The 14,199-nt window shown below is 33.4% G+C and carries 13 protein-coding genes, 1 other RNA gene and 1 riboswitch; of the genes, 10 read left to right on the top strand and 4 right to left on the bottom strand.

All coding sequences use genetic code 11. The features are described from left to right. The 3 genes from FQU21_RS01275 (at nt 1) to FQU21_RS01265 (ending at nt 1,612) form a co-directional block, all read left to right on the top strand. Nucleotides 1–864: a phosphatase PAP2 family protein gene (locus FQU21_RS01275; protein ID WP_147676214.1), complete on the top strand. Its 864-nt coding sequence runs from the start codon at nt 1–3 to the stop codon at nt 862–864. Between the two features lie 107 nt (nt 865–971). Further along, nucleotides 972–1,208 (top strand): putative signal transducing protein, encoded by a 237-nt coding sequence (locus FQU21_RS01270; protein ID WP_147676213.1) that lies wholly within the window; start codon nt 972–974, stop codon nt 1,206–1,208. A gap of 122 nt (nt 1,209–1,330) precedes the next feature. Beyond that, a complete protein-coding gene (locus tag FQU21_RS01265) occupies nt 1,331–1,612 on the top strand; it encodes a DUF2007 domain-containing protein (RefSeq protein WP_147676212.1) in 282 nt (93 codons plus the stop codon). A 229-nt stretch (nt 1,613–1,841) separates the two neighbouring features. Here the strand turns inward: FQU21_RS01265 and FQU21_RS01260 are convergent, their stop codons facing one another. Beyond that, nucleotides 1,842–3,467 carry an ABC-F family ATP-binding cassette domain-containing protein gene (locus FQU21_RS01260; RefSeq protein WP_147676211.1) on the bottom strand — a complete coding sequence of 542 codons (1,626 nt, stop codon included), beginning with the start codon at nt 3,465–3,467 and terminating at the stop codon, nt 1,842–1,844. 186 nt (nt 3,468–3,653) lie between these two features. On the opposite strand from FQU21_RS01260, the gene FQU21_RS01255 reads away from it, so the two are divergent. Then, complete coding sequence (locus FQU21_RS01255) at nt 3,654–5,078, top strand: TlpA family protein disulfide reductase (protein ID WP_147676210.1); 1,425 nt, start codon at nt 3,654–3,656, stop codon at nt 5,076–5,078. Between the two features lie 9 nt (nt 5,079–5,087). Here FQU21_RS01255 and FQU21_RS01250 read toward each other — a convergent pair whose 3' ends face one another. Next, nucleotides 5,088–5,891, bottom strand: coding sequence for an SDR family oxidoreductase (locus FQU21_RS01250; RefSeq protein WP_147676209.1), 804 nt, complete (start codon nt 5,889–5,891; stop codon nt 5,088–5,090). A 150-nt stretch (nt 5,892–6,041) separates the two neighbouring features. Continuing rightward, nucleotides 6,042–6,140: signal recognition particle sRNA small type (ffs, locus tag FQU21_RS01245), an RNA gene on the bottom strand. An 87-nt stretch (nt 6,141–6,227) separates the two neighbouring features. On the opposite strand from ffs, the gene FQU21_RS01240 reads away from it, so the two are divergent. Next, nucleotides 6,228–7,262, top strand: a complete 1,035-nt coding sequence (locus FQU21_RS01240) for a glutaminyl-peptide cyclotransferase (protein WP_147676208.1) — start codon at nt 6,228–6,230, stop codon at nt 7,260–7,262. A 169-nt stretch (nt 7,263–7,431) separates the two neighbouring features. Here FQU21_RS01240 and FQU21_RS01235 read toward each other — a convergent pair whose 3' ends face one another. Next, the gene (locus FQU21_RS01235) at nt 7,432–8,574 is read right to left on the bottom strand and encodes an MFS transporter (RefSeq protein WP_147676207.1); all 1,143 of its coding nucleotides are present in this window, start codon (nt 8,572–8,574) and stop codon (nt 7,432–7,434) included. A 252-nt stretch (nt 8,575–8,826) separates the two neighbouring features. On the opposite strand from FQU21_RS01235, the gene FQU21_RS01230 reads away from it, so the two are divergent. From FQU21_RS01230 to thiC, 5 genes are all read left to right on the top strand, one after another. Next, nucleotides 8,827–10,995: an endonuclease MutS2 gene (locus tag FQU21_RS01230; protein WP_147676206.1), complete on the top strand. Its 2,169-nt coding sequence runs from the start codon at nt 8,827–8,829 to the stop codon at nt 10,993–10,995. Between the two features lie 85 nt (nt 10,996–11,080). After that, nucleotides 11,081–11,323 (top strand): type II toxin-antitoxin system ParD family antitoxin, encoded by a 243-nt coding sequence (locus tag FQU21_RS01225; RefSeq protein WP_147676205.1) that lies wholly within the window; start codon nt 11,081–11,083, stop codon nt 11,321–11,323. Continuing rightward, nucleotides 11,320–11,622: a type II toxin-antitoxin system RelE/ParE family toxin gene (locus FQU21_RS01220; RefSeq protein WP_147676204.1), complete on the top strand. Its 303-nt coding sequence runs from the start codon at nt 11,320–11,322 to the stop codon at nt 11,620–11,622. Before FQU21_RS01225 ends, FQU21_RS01220 begins: the two co-directional genes overlap by 4 nt. Nucleotides 11,623–11,791: 169 nt before the next feature. Then, nucleotides 11,792–11,894: riboswitch (TPP riboswitch) on the top strand. An 86-nt stretch (nt 11,895–11,980) separates the two neighbouring features. After that, nucleotides 11,981–12,184, top strand: coding sequence for a sulfur carrier protein ThiS (thiS, locus tag FQU21_RS01215; protein ID WP_147676203.1), 204 nt, complete (start codon nt 11,981–11,983; stop codon nt 12,182–12,184). 76 nt (nt 12,185–12,260) lie between these two features. Next, entirely contained in the window at nt 12,261–14,120 is a 1,860-nt protein-coding gene (gene thiC, locus FQU21_RS01210; protein WP_147676202.1) for a phosphomethylpyrimidine synthase ThiC, read from the top strand. The last annotated feature ends 79 nt before the right edge of the window (nt 14,121–14,199 follow it).

The following is a 14,199-nucleotide window of genomic DNA, read 5'->3' as shown; positions in this document are numbered from 1 at the left end:
ATGTTTATAAAACAAGCATCTATATCATTATTTGTACTTCTTTTTAGCTGCAAATTAAATGCACAAAATTTATTATATACCGAAAGGCCTACTGACACCTCGTCAATAGGCCAATTGGCTGTATACGATTTTAAAGAAACGGTTAAAAGTATTGGACATTCCTTTTCAAGACCTTTTCATTGGAAAAAGAAAGATTTCAACACCTTAGGCACCTTTTTAGTAAGCACCTTAGCACTTTCTACAATAGACGATGAAACTAGTGCGCTTTTTGTAAAAAACAAACCCCATGTCCCACATATTTTTATGGAAGTTGGTACACGTTTTGGAAAGCCACAACTCTACTTTATTGCCAATGCAGCGCTTTATGGAACAGCTCTTTTTACAAAAAATGAGAAACTGAGAAAAGCGAGTGTTTTAATAATTTCATCGTCTGTAACAACTGGTATTTTACAAAGCATCTCTAAAACCGTAATTGGTAGAGCTAGACCTAAAAACACCACAGAAAACGTAAATAGTAGGGATTTTGAATTTTGGTCGGATAAACCTGCCTATCATTCCTTTCCTTCAGGTCATACGGTATTATCTGTAACTATGGCACACGCCATTGCAAAACAATTTGATAATCCCTGGTCTAAAATTGCCGTTTACAGTTTAGGATCTATTGCTCCAATATCGAGATTGTTTGCTGGCGCCCATTGGTTAACCGATATTGGTGTTGCTACTTTTTTAAGTATTGTAGTTGTAGATTCCGTAGATAATTTTTTATTTCAAACCAAAGCTTACAGCTATCCTAACAAACCAAAACGCGTCGCTTGGAACATTGCCTTTTCTGGCAATCAAATTGGTCTTATAGGCCGATTTTAAAACATAGCCTTTATAGTTAAACTCATTTATAGAATACTTTTAATACTCCTATTTTTTGTATTCAAAAATGTTGTATATTTAGTTATAACCTAAAACTAAAATTTATCATGACAAATTCAAACTATATAAAAGTATTTTCAGGAGATTTTATTGTTGTAAAACGCATCATTTCAGATTTAGAAAATGAAGGCATTACAGCTATTATAAAAGACGAAACTGAATCGGGAAGACTCGCTGGCTTTGGAGGAACAATTTATGGACTTCAAGATTTGTACGTACATAAAGACGAACTAGAAAAAGCAACAGCGATTATTGAAAATATTAATTTAGAAATAGAGCCATAAACATTTTGAATAAAACGTTGGCGCACACGATTAAATTAACTGATTTTTAATGCTTTACATCTTTCATAACACATTTTTATTTTTTATCTTGTAGAAATTCAACTTACTAAAAATAAAAAGCCATGAAAAATTACACCAAAGTATTTACAGGAAACCTCAACGATGTACAACGCGTTTTTAGTGAATTGGCCGCAAGAAATATTTGTGCTATCATTAGAATGAAATCTAAATTTGAACGTATTAATTATCCTGGGGATATAAACGAGACCTTACAAGACATTCTAGTCCACCAAGACGACCTAAATAAAACCTCTAATATTGTAGACCAATTAACAGGTAAAAATACTTCTAATTTAATTCAAACATATGCAAACAGTAAACCAATACACAGACATCATTTATAAATTAATATAGATATTGTTTGTTTTTATTAGTTTTCACCAACAACTAAATAAGAAAAAACACTATTGATTTTAAAAGTATTAAAAATCAAAATTATTACCCCTACAAAAGGACTTCATTCTAAGTCCTTTTATTTTTCTTTAAGTTTCAATGTTTCCAACCCAAATTTCTATAAAAAAAAGTTTATTGAACCCGGTTCAATAAACTTTTTTATTTGATATTAAAATACTTTTAGGCTTTTATGGCATACATTTTATCACGCAATTCTTTAATCTTTTTATCTTGCATATATTCATCAAAAGTCGTGTAGCGATCTATAACACCATTTGGCGTTAACTCCACGACTCTATTGGCTACAGTTTGTGCAAACTCGTGATCATGGGTTGTAAATAACATAGACCCCTTAAAGTTTTTAAGTGAATTATTAAATGCCGTAATACTTTCAAGATCTAAATGGTTTGTTGGTTCGTCTAACATTAAAACATTAGCACGCACCATCATCATTCTACTTAACATACAACGTACCTTTTCACCTCCAGAAAGCACATTCGATTTTTTAAGCGCCTCTTCACCACTAAAAATCATTTTCCCAAGGAAACCACGAATATGAACTTCTTCACGTTCTTCTTCGGTTGTTGCCCATTGGCGTAACCAATCTACTAAAGATAAATCGTTTTCAAAAAAGGCACTATTATCAAGTGGTAAGTAAGACTGTGTGGTTGTTACCCCCCAAGCAAACTCACCTGCATCTGCTTTTTCATTATTATTTATAATTTCATAAAACGCTGTTGTTGCTCTAGAATCTCTAGAAAACACGACAACTTTATCACCTTTAGCTAAATTTAAATCGATGTCTTTAAAAAGCAATTCACCGTCAATACTTGCGGCTAAACCTTCGATATTTAAAATTTGATCGCCAGCCTCACGCTCACGCTCAAAAATAATAGCAGGATAACGACGACTGGTACGTCTAATATCACCAATATTTAACTTTTCAATCATCTTTTTTCTACTGGTTGCTTGTTTACTTTTTGCAACGTTGGCAGAAAAACGACGAATAAATTCTTCTAACTCTTTTTTCTTCTCTTCAGCTTTTTTGTTTTGCTGTGCATGTTGGCGTGCTGCTAATTGAGACGACTCGTACCAAAAGGTATAGTTACCCGAGTAATGATTTATTTTTCCAAAATCAATATCTGAAATATGTGTACAAACCGCATCTAAAAAGTGTCTATCGTGAGAAACTACGATAACGCAATTTTCATAATTAGCCAAAAAGTTTTCTAACCAAGAAATGGTTTCATAATCCAAATCATTGGTAGGCTCATCCATAATTAACACATCTGGATTTCCAAATAACGCTTGTGCTAATAATACACGTACTTTTTGTTTACCATCCAAATCGCCCATTAATGTATAATGCAAATCTTCTTTAATTCCTAAATTCGATAGCATAGAAGCCGCATTACTATCGGCATTCCAACCATCCATTTCTTCAAATTCAACTTGAAGCTCACCTATTTTCTCTGCATTTTCATCAGTATAATCTGCATAAAGCGCATCTATTTCTGTCTTAATATCAAATAAGGGTTTGTTCCCCATTAAAATGGTTTCTAAAACAGTATGCTCATCATACAAGTTGTGGTTTTGTTCTAAGACGGACATACGTTTACCAGCCTCTAAGGAAACATGTCCAGAAGTGGGCTCTATTTTTCCTGAAATAATCTTCAAAAACGTAGATTTCCCAGATCCGTTTGCACCTATAATACCGTAGCAATTGCCATTATTAAATGTCGTGTTTACCTCATCAAATAGAACTCGTTTTCCGAATTGTACAGAAAGATTTGAAACTGATAGCATATAATTGTTTATTTTTTTGCAAAAGTAGAAAAATTCATTGGTAAGAAGAAACTTAGAACACCTATTTTTAAAGTGTATTCAATCCTTTATTAGCTTTAATAATTTTTAACAGCCCATTAACAGCCCATTATAAAAACAAGGTATATTTTTGTTATAGAAACTATTGTATTAAACTGAAGAACAAATATGCGTTTATTACTTTCAATATTATCTATATCACTTTTAACATTAAGCTGTAAAAAAGATAATCACCAATTGGGTGAGCCTTTTGCTTATATTGGAGGAGAGATTGTAAACCCAGTTGAAAATAGTATTATTTTAGAAAGTAGCGATAAAACCATTGACACCATTACGCTAGATGGCAGAAACCAATTTAAATTTAAAATTGAAAACCTAAAGCCCGGATTATATACCTTTAAACACGGTATCGAATATCAAATTATAATACTTGAACCTAATGACAGTTTACTTTTTAGGTTAAACACTATCGACTTTGATGAATCTTTAGTCTATACGGGGCGTGGTGCAAAACAAAACAACTTTTTATTAAATGCATTTTTAAACAATGAAAAAACAGAGCGTGTCATTAGAAAATACAAATCTCTAAGCCCGCAACAGTTTACTTATAAGTTAGATTCTATAAAACAAGTACAACTTAAAGAATTTAGACATTTTAAGAAGAAAAATAAAGTTAGTAAAACATTTCAAAATTTAATTATAGATCAAATTAACTATTCCTATTTCGCTAGCAAAGAAGCCTATCCTTTTAGATCTAATAGAAATCAAATTGAAAGCATTTATAAATCGCTTCCAAGCGATTTTTATGCCTATAGAAAAAAAATTGATTATAATAATTCTAAATTAAAAGACTTTGTTACCTATAAGACATTCTTAAAATCGAATATTAGCAATTTAGCACTAAGTCAACATTTAGCCCATTGTGACAATCTTAACTTTAAACGCGGGCGCTCGCTTTGCTTTAATTTAGATCGGTTGAACAAAATTGATAGTTTAATTGCTAATAACGACTTAAAAGAAGAATTACTTTATCATTACACGGTGAAATTTTTATCGTTAAGTGATGATGCAAAAGAAATCAATATCATTTTGCAAAAATATTTAGCCAAGTCTGAAAATGAGAAAGGCAAAAAATTGATAGTAAACTATGCCAATGCTGTAAGTAAATTAGACTCTGGTAATAGTTTACCGCATCTTGAAGTTGTAGATTACAAGAACAAATCTAAAACTCTTAGTGCACTAGTTAAAGGACCAACGGTAATAACCTTTTGGTCTAACATGTATTACGATCATTTTAAAAGCAGTCATTTTAAATTAAAGGACTTAAAATCTAAATATCCAGAAGTTACTTTTGTAAGTATCAATATTGATAGTTACAATGCTAAAAAAGCACAGCGTTTATTACAATCTAATGGATTTATTAGTGGTAACGAATATTTCTTTAAATCGCCAAAACAAGCTTCGAAAGCTTTAGCCATCCACCCAATGACAAAGACTTTCATTATGAATAAAAACAAAAAGATTGTAAACAGTAATACCAATATTTTTTACGGTAAATTTGAAGAGCAACTAGTTAGTTTACTAAAAAACTAATAAGTTACGTTAAAGTTTATAATGGTTCATCAGCATTTTCTCGTAAACCGTATCGGGAAGAATTCGTTTTAATACAATTGAAAATTTCTGCATAAAGGCACCCACTTTATAATGTATTTTTGGGTTTTTAGAATTTATAATACTAAACACAGCTTTTGCCATTTCATTTGGGTCACTGCCATCATCCACATGCGAATTCATTAAACTTAAAGTTTCTCCATAAGGTTTTTTGTATGGCGAATTGTCTAATAATGGTGCATGATAACGCCCGGCTGCAATATTAGTTGCAAAATCTCCAGGTGCCACATTGGTCATTTTAATATTGAAATCTTTCAACTCCATTCTAAACGCCTCTGTTATCAATTCTAAAGCACCTTTGCTCGCACTATAAACACCACGATACGGTAATCCCATATAGCCAGCAATAGAGGTGACATTAATAATTAAACCCGAATTTTGTTTTCGCATTTGTGGCAAAACAGCTTTAATAACATTTATAGGTCCGAAGAAATTAGTATCGAAATTATTCTTAATTTCTGCATTTGGAATTTCTTCAATAGGCCCTGTAATTCCAGCGCCGGCATTATTAACAACCACATCTAGTTTGCCTTCTTTTTCAATAATAGTGGCTACTGTGTTTGCTATAGTATCCGTATCTTTTACATCTAAAGCTAAAATTGGGAATATACTATCCTTATAGTTCTCTGGACTTCTACTGGTTCCATAAACAATGAATCCGTTCGCTTTTAAAAACTCCCCAATAGATTTTCCAATACCCGAAGATCCCCCTGTGATTAATACAACTTTAGACATAATTTTTTGAATGAAATTAATGACACAAAATTAACAATGTATTTTAAAATAGCACCTAAATACTACAATACTTATATAAAGAAAGATACCATTTAAAACTAAAAAATCTCGATAAGCCTAAGCTTTCAAGATTTCAGTTTATTATAAAAAAAAAGGCAAGCTACCTACATCACACCGCTACGACCATTTACCTTTGCTGCGTTCCCGCCCTGGAGGATTCAACAGGAGCTGGTTGTGTAGGACTTGCCGGGTGCAAATATACAATCTTTTAAAAAACTCGCAATATTTTTTTAACTGATTTTAAATAAATATCTTGCTTAAAATTTAAATTTCGAAATGAAAACATTCAAACACTTAACAATCATATTTTTAACAACACTACTTGTTGCTTGTGGGTCTAACAACGGATTGAAAAAAAATGATTTTAACATTATCACCAATGCGGAAAAAGGCAATATTTCGATTAACGAGACCTTAGAACTTTCATTACAAAACAAAAAAAATCATAAAATAGATTCTATTTCCTATACGCTGGAAGGGAAAAAAATTAATAACAACCAGCCTTTAAATGATTTTAAATTAGGAAAACAAAATATTGAAGCGACCATTTTCTTCAATGGTGAAAAGCAAAATGTAAATACTTCAATTACCATTTTAAATAATGAATCGCCAAAATTATACACTTATAAAATTATAAATGAATACCCGCACGATATAACATCCTACACGCAAGGTTTAGAATTTTATAATGATACTTTATACGAAAGTACAGGGCAAAATAAAGAATCTAAACTTAGAAAAGTAGATTATAAAACAGGAGACGTTTTAAAAAATATCAATTTAGCTGATGAGTTTTTTGGTGAAGGTTTAACCATTTTAAATGATAAAATTTATCAATTAACATGGCAAAAAGGAACAGGCTTTGTTTACGATGTTCATACTTTTGAAAAACTAAGCAGTTTTAAATACTCTAATAGTAAAGAAGGTTGGGGTTTATGCCACAACGACCAATCGATTTATAAAAGTGATGGTACCGAAAAAATATGGCTACTAAATCCTGAAACTTTAGTTGAAGAGGAATATATACAAGTATTCACCAATAAAGGTAAAATAATTGGTATCAACGAAATGGAATGGATCGATGGTAAAATTTATGCGAATCGCTACCAAAAAGATGGTGTAGCGATCATTAATCCTAAAAATGGTGCTGTTGTTGGGGTTATCGATTTTACCCCGCTTAAAAAATTAGTTACGCAACACGAAGGACTGGATGTTTTAAACGGTATCGCTTACAACCCGAAAACCAAAACCGTATTTATTACAGGGAAGCGTTGGGATAAATTATTTGAAGTAGAAATATCGGAAAAATAAAACACTAATTTCGAAAGATTTAAAATACTTAAAAGTCAAAAAGAGGATCATGCTTCTTTTTGACTTTTTTATGAGTTCAAATTTAGTCAAAACTATATGCTTTAGCCTAAAATATGTTTAGCCACGAATTCACGAATGTATATTGACCGCTTAGTTTTGTATATTAATATCACGAATCTTGTTCTTCAAATTTAAAAAGCGCGAAAGCCACAGGAATAAACATAAAACCAATTGCTATAAAAAGTCCAAACGCATTTTTTAAACCAAAGGCATGCGCCAAATACCCAATTAGCGGCGGACCAATAAGCATCCCGAAAATAGCATAGGTTGTAATGATTGAAATAGCCATTCCTGGCGAATACTTGGTTGAATTCCCTGCCAAAGACATCGTAAGCGGAAAAAATGCTGCCGTACCAAAGCCCACTAAAAAGAAACCAAACAAAGCCGACCAAAACATAGGAAAAAATACAGCCATAGAAATTCCCACAATAATCAAACTACTACTTAAAACATAGGTTTTTAATACCCCAATTTGTGTTACCAATTTATCGGAAAAGAAACGCGATAAGGCCATAGTGGTCATAAACATTAAATACCCATAAGTAAAAACATCTTCCTTTAAAACTTCTTTAAAGTAAACGCCACTCCAATCGAACATGCCTCCTTCGCAAATAGCTGCAAAAAACACTAAAAGCCCCAAACACATAATATAGGGATCTGGTTTACTAATTATCAACTTATTTCCCGAAGGTGCTTTATCATTTTTTAAAGTAAACTTATAAGTTGCCAATGCCACGATTATTGCAAAAATACCGATGCTAAATAAATGAACATGGATTGGAACTCCAAACTTCACCATTAAGGTAGACACTAAAACACCAAACAAACCGCCAGTACTCCAAAGTCCGTGAAAAGCGCCTACTACCCGCTTTTCAAACTTTTTCTGTAATGAAATAGATTGTGTGTTTATAGAGATATTCAAAACACGTAAACAGAAAGCAAAACTAGAAATAGATAATACTAGGCCAAGTGTAGTGGTTGCAAAACCAATCATAGCCAACGATATTGAAAAAAACACAAAAGCAAATATTAAGGGAATCCGGCTATCAAATTTAGACACCAACCAGCCAGAAATAGGCAAACCTATTAAAGAACTTATAGGCATAGCTATAAGAATAGTTCCCAATTCGGCTTCATTTAAATCAAAAAAAGTTTTTATTGTTGGTATTCGCGATGCCCAAGACGCAAAGCAAATTCCCGACAAGAAAAAATAGACACTTAACGCAATACGTTGTTTTACTCGTAATTCCATTATAAAAAGCATTACAATTTAAAGGTGCAAAAGTAGTATAACCTTTTTTCATAAATAAAAAATTTCCATATTGATTCTTCATAAAAATGACACAAAAAACAGAAGTCCAATTATATTTATAATTCCTTAAAAAAACAGAAAAATTTAACTTAACCTTATTAATTTCATCGAGACACATTTCATACACCGCATTCTCATTTAGAATATGTAAATTTGCACTTATTTTTAGCCTAAACACCGATTAAACCTGGAATGATACACATTCACAAAAAAACATTACAAGATTTAGAATTTCAAACCGTTTTACAACAAGTAAGCGAGCTTTGCATTACGCCGTTAGGCAACCAAAAAGCCTTAGAAATTACGCCGTTTAAAACCGAAGAAGAACTTCAATACGCCTTACAACTCACCAACGAATACTTATCGTCTTTTTACAACGATAACCGGATTCCAAATCATGGTTTTGATGCCATTACCAAAGAATTAAAACTACTACGTATAGAAAATACTTATTTGGAAGTACACGGCTTAAAAAAAATTGTAGCCATATCAGTTTCGGTAAATGCAATCGTTGTGTTTTTAAAGAAATTTGAAACCTACTATCCAAAACTGAATCAATTTGCATCGCATATAGAAGTTACTAAAGTACTTATTGAAAAAGTTGACGCTATTGTAGACCGCTTTGGAGATATAAAAGATAACGCCTCTAATGTTTTATTCGATTTACGCCAATCTATAAATCAAATAAAAGGAAAAATAAATGCTAGTTTTAGTTCGGCCTTAAACACCTATCACGGCTTAGAATATTTAGATGATATTCGTGAATCTGTAGTAGATAATAAACGTGTTTTAGCCGTTAAAGCCATGTATCGCCGTAAAGTTAAAGGCGCTATTATGGGTGGTAGCAAAACGGGAAGTATTGTATATATAGAACCCGAAACCACACTACAACACTCCCGTGAGCTTAATAATTTAGAATATGAAGAGCACGAAGAAGTGATCCGCATTTTAAAAGATGTCACCAATTTTATTCGTCCGTTTTTACCGCTTTTAGAAAATTATCAAGATTTTTTAATCGACATCGATGTGATTTCCGCGAAAGCGAAATACGCTAAATCCATGAATGGGATTTTGCCTGAGTTTACCGATGACCGCAGTATGAATTTACGCGATGCTTACCACCCACTACTCTATTTAAATAACTTAGAAAAGAAAGAAAAAACATTCCCGCAAAGTATCAAATTAAAAAAAGATAGCCGCATTATTGTTATTTCGGGACCAAATGCCGGTGGAAAAAGTATCACCTTAAAAACCGTTGGTTTACTACAAGTTATGCTGCAAAGTGGCATGCTAATTCCAGTACACGAACGTAGTACCGTTTGTTTATTCGATAGAATTTTAAGCGATATTGGCGATAATCAATCTATAGAAAACCATTTAAGCACCTACAGCTACCGCTTAAAACAAATGAATTATTTCCTGAAGAAGTGTAACAAAAACACGCTTTTTTTAATAGATGAATTTGGAACCGGAAGTGATCCCGAACTTGGTGGCGCTTTAGCGGAAACCTTTTTAGAAGAATTTTACCATCGTGAAGCTTTTGGAATAATTACGACACATTATTCTAACCTGAAAATTTTAGCAAATGAAATGCCGCACATGTTAAACGCCAACATGTTGTTCGACGAACGTACACTAGAACCGCTTTTTAAACTCGTTATCGGGCAAGCCGGAAGTAGTTTTACTTTTGAAGTCGCACAGAAAAACGGTATTCCATACAGTTTAATAAACCGAGCCAAAAAGAAAATTGAGCGCAGTAAAGTCCGTTTCGATGCGACTATTGCAAAACTTCAAAAAGAACGCTCTCGTTTAGAAAAAACGGGACAGTCCTTAAAACAAAACGAAAGAAAAAAAGGAGAAGAAGCCGATAAACTTGAAGAAATAAACAATAAAATACAAAAGAAATTGGAGAGCTATCAAGAACTTTACGATAGCAATCAACGCCTTATTTACTTAGGACAAAAAGTAAATGATATTGCCGAAAAATTCTTTAACAACAAGCAGAAAAAAGAATTGATGGGCGAGTTATTTAAAATGGTTCAAATAGAAAATTCTAAACGTAAACGGGTGACCGCTAAAGAAAAAAAGAAAGTAAAAGCCAAAGAAATTCAAGTTAAAAAAGAAGTTGAAAAGAAGGTGGAAGTCATTCGTGAAAAGAAAAAAGAAGCGAAGAAAAAAGCCGTTGAAGCCCCAAAACCCAAAGCCATTATTCGCTTAGGCGATCGGGTACGCATGCAAGATGGTCGAGCCGTTGGAACCATAGATAAAATTGAAAAAAATAAAGCCGTTGTAAATTATGGCATCTTTACTACTAATGTAAGTATCGACCAGTTGGAATTAGTGGAGCATGTTAAGAAGTGATTAAAAACGAATCTAGGTTTTATTTTAAGGAATTTTGATAAGTTACCAAGATTTGGTATTTTTGAGTGACTTTAAAAAAATTCAAATGGGAAAAAACACATCAATATCACTTGGGGATCACTTTGAAGATTTTATAAAAAATGAAGTGAAATCTGGTAGATACGGTTCCGTTAGCGAAGTCATTCGCTCAGCACTTAGATTATTAGAGCGTGAAGAAAAGAAAGAAAACGCACTAATTAAAGCACTCGAAACTGGTGAAAAAAGTGGTTTTGTGGAAGATTTTGATCCAAAACAAAATCTACTAGAACTACATGCCAAACACTTATGAGTAAAAACAAATATCGAATAAGTGAACAAGCGATTATTGATTTAAATGATATTTGGATTTATACTTTTCATAAATGGTCGAAAATACAAGCGGATAGATATTACGCCTTGATTATAGAAGAAATAGAGTTTATTGCAAATAATTATCTAATAGGCAAATCAGTAGAACAAACTCGAAAAAACTATCGTGTTGTGAAAGTTAAATCTCATCTCATTTTTTATAAAAAAGAGGAAAATAATATTGTTGAAATTGTTAGAATTTTGCATCAAAAAATGGATAGCAAGAAACGATTGAAATAAAAACAATATGTTATCATATTTAATCAATATTGTTCTTCCTAGAATTAAAAAGTGATTCCTAAAAACAATACCGCGAAATAAAAACCTTATAATCAACCAAATAACCTCGAAAATAAAACAATCTCATTCTTTATAGTATAATCTGTCATTATTTTATATACATTTGTAGAGTAAACTTTAGGAGTAATTAATTATTTTAATAATTAGTTTGAGAAATATCCTTAGAACCTGATTTGGCTAATACCAACGGAGGGAAAAGTTAACAGTGTCCGCACTGCCTTTTTTCAAATTCCAATAACTTTTATTGTTTACAAAAATGGTTGACTAAACTTAATTAGTCTGCACAAACTATTTTTATATGATAAACATAAAAGTAAACAGCACACCACATCAATTTCATAAAGAGGATGCACTCGAGCATATTCTAAAGAAGTTAGAAATCCCCACTAACGGCATTGCGCTTGCCGTAAACCAAAACATTATTTCTAAAACCGACTGGCGTACTACAACGCTTAATGATGGCGACCAAGTACTCATAATAAAAGCCACTCAAGGTGGTTAAAACCAACATCTACCCATAATTTAAACGGAATTAAAACATCATTTATTAACAGTTGCAAGCTATCAAATAAATAATCATGAAGAAAAAAGACACGGCACCAAAACAAAACGGAATTACAAGGCATCCATTCCCAAATTCAAAGAAAATTTACGTAAAAGGAAAAATTCATCCGCAAATTAAAGTGGCCATGCGGGAAATTGCTTTAAGCGACACTACAGATTCGATGACTAAAAAGAAAACGCCAAACGAACCTGTAACCGTTTACGATACCTCTGGCCCATACACCGATCCAAATAAAACTATTGATGTTCATAAAGGCATAGAACGCATTCGTGAAAATTGGATTCTAGAACGTGGTGATGTGGAGCAACTCGATGGTTTTTCTTCAAAATATTGTAATGAACGTTTAAACGATAAAAGCTTAGATCACATGCGATTTTCGCTTCTAAAAAAACCGTTACGTGCCAAAAACGGACAAAACGTAACGCAACTGCATTATGCTAAAAAAGGCATAATCACCCCAGAAATGGAATACATCGCCATTCGTGAAAACCAACGAATCGATGAAATGACCGAAATAAGAAAACAACATAAAGGCGAGCATTTTGGTGCGTCAATTCCAGATAAAATCACTCCAGAATTTGTAAGATCAGAAGTTGCAAGAGGTCGTGCCGTAATCCCTTCAAACATTAATCATCCCGAAGCAGAACCTATGATTTTAGGTCGAAACTTCTTAGTAAAAATTAATGCCAATATTGGTAACTCTGCCACAACCTCATCTATTGAAGAAGAAGTAGAAAAAGCCGTTTGGGCATGCCGTTGGGGTGCCGATAATATCATGGATTTATCTACTGGCCAAAACATTCACGAAACCCGTGAATGGATTGTTCGTAATTCACCTGTTCCAGTTGGTACCGTTCCCATTTATCAAGCTTTAGAAAAAGTAAATGGCGTTGCCGAAGATTTAACTTGGGAAATTTTCCGTGATACTTTAATAGAACAAGCCGAACAAGGGGTCGATTATTTCACCATTCACGCTGGCGTTTTATTGCGTTACGTACCTATGACGGCAAAACGTGTTACCGGTATTGTATCTCGTGGTGGTTCCATTATGGCAAAATGGTGTTTAGCCCACCATAAAGAAAGTTTTTTATACACGCATTTCGAAGATATTTGCGAAATTTTAAAACAATACGATGTGGCCTTTTCGCTTGGAGATGGTTTACGCCCTGGCTCGGTTGCCGATGCCAACGATGAAGCCCAGTTTGCAGAATTAGAAACCCTTGGCGAATTAACAAAAATTGCTAGGAAACACGAAGTACAGTGTTTTATAGAAGGTCCTGGGCACGTACCTATGCACATGATTAAAGAAAACATGGAGAAGCAAATTGATGTTTGCGACGAGGCGCCTTTCTACACATTAGGCCCTTTAACCACAGATATTGCTCCTGGCTACGACCACATTACATCGGGTATTGGAGCTGCCATGATTGGTTGGTACGGTTGTGCGATGCTGTGCTACGTAACACCAAAAGAACACTTAGGCTTACCAAACAAAGAAGATGTTCGCGTGGGTGTGGTAACTTACAAACTTGCTGCTCATGCTGCCGATTTGGCCAAAGGGCATCCAGGCGCGCAACACCGAGATAACGCATTAAGCATGGCACGTTTCGAGTTTAGATGGGAAGATCAATTTAATCTAGGACTAGATCCAGAGCGTGCTCGAGAATATCACGATGAAACCTTACCTGCCGAAGGTGCTAAAATTGCGCATTTTTGTTCGATGTGTGGTCCAAAATTTTGTTCCATGAAAATTTCACAAGAAGTTCGTGATTTTGCCGCCGAAAATGACATTGTAGACAACGAAGTTATAGCAAAAGGATTCGAAGAAAAATCGAAAGAATTTAAAGAAAAAGGTTCAGAAGTTTATCTTTAGAAAAATAATTAGGAAGTTCCCGTGTTTTTTTGCAAAAACACGGTCGGGCTTTCCGTTGCAAGTCCTCGCACCTCCTACG

This window comes from Algibacter pacificus (assembly GCF_008033385.1).
GTDB classification, from domain to species: Bacteria; Bacteroidota; Bacteroidia; order Flavobacteriales; family Flavobacteriaceae; genus Algibacter; species Algibacter pacificus.
Note: the sequence above shows the minus strand (reverse complement) of the source record. Positions and strands in the feature narration are given on the sequence as shown.